Genomic DNA, 1,352 nt, shown 5'->3' on the forward strand with positions numbered 1-1,352 from the left:
CAATCCACCCAAGTTAAGCCACTCAGCATGGTTTGAAGCTCATATGTCGGTGCGGCTTTTGTCGCGGTTTTCGTGGTTTGGATAATCCTGGGCGGTGCTTGTAGGTTTGCGAAGCGATCAGCTGAAGGGTATCAGTCAGCAACGCCGAGCACGCGCGGCCAAGCAGCAGCGCCGGCAACAATGGCGTGACAGCAGTACAGGCATAGGCGCGATTGGTGCGACGGTGAGCAGGGACCGCATGGGTTTTGCGCGCGGCCTGCATGGCGATGGCGGCGAGGTTGTCGCACAGCACCTTGGCGGCGAAGTCCTGATGGACTGCCAGATGACTGAGGCCGGTTACCTGCTCGATGTTGAGCCGATGCTTGAGACGTTTGAAGGCCTCCTCGACAGACCAGCGCTGGTGATACAGATCACCGAACAGGGCGGCGGGAAAGCGTGCTGTGTCCATCAGGCAGGTCATCAGGACGCGTACCGCGCCATCGGGAGTGACATGGCGTACCAGCTGCACGGTCAGCGGCCCGCTCGGGCATCTGTAGTCGATGACGTCGCGTTTATCCGGTGCTGGCAAGGTCACGATCTGCTCGGGGAGATCGGACTGCAGGAAGGCGCGCACGGCGGTGAAACCGCCCTGGCTGCCGGTGTCGACGCGCATGCAGAAGTCGATGTTCCGTTGCTGCAGCGCCGCGATGCGCCAGCGGCACGGGTAGCCGCGATCCAGGAGAAGCAGATCGCCTGTTCCGAGGCGGTCGAGGTACTCGAACAAGGCCTGACGTTCGCTCTCGGCGGTACTGTGAAGGCTGGCGGACAGCATGAGGTCGGCATCGGGGAGGTAGAAGCCCATCGCCAATTTGTCAGCGGTCGCGGCGCGTGGCACATGACTGGCACGCAGGCCCAGCTGCAGGTAGGAGCCGTCAACGGCGATGCGTCGCAGACCGTGCCAGCGGGGTACCAGTCCGGCGTTCTCTGCCTGCCGAAGCAGATGATCGTTGAGCGCGGGCAGCGCGCCCGGTGCGAGCTTGGCACGAGCCTGAGCGGAGGCGTGGCGGAGCAGTCCGGGCGTGTGGGAGAGCAAGGCGAAGAACTGATCGAGTTCCGCCTGCACACTCTTGCGAAGCCGCAGAGCATGATGGCGACGAGTGTTGGCAGCGGGAGTTTGCGTCGTCGCGAGAACGCGTTGGGGTGGTCGGGATGGCGTGCAGATTGATGAAAGGTCTCGGAGTGTAGATGCGTGGCGAAGTCGGCAAAGAACTGCTGCAGGTCCATGGCGGGGCTCGTTGGGTGAAAACGAACCCATTGGCCGGGGGGGGGGGGGTGGGGGGGATAAAAAAAAAAAACAACACCAGGCCGCGCGG

Annotated in this window: 1 protein-coding gene; it reads right to left on the reverse strand. The window is 63.0% G+C overall.

All coding sequences use genetic code 11. The features are described 5' to 3' along the window. Nucleotides 1-22: 22 nt before the first annotated feature. A partial coding sequence (locus VBE63_RS29450) for a transposase (RefSeq protein WP_323686523.1) occupies nt 23-1,352 on the reverse strand: 1,330 nt, incomplete at its 5' end.

Origin of the sequence: Lamprobacter sp., from assembly GCF_034860625.1 — a bacterium.
Taxonomy (GTDB): Bacteria; Pseudomonadota; Gammaproteobacteria; order Chromatiales; family Chromatiaceae; genus Lamprobacter.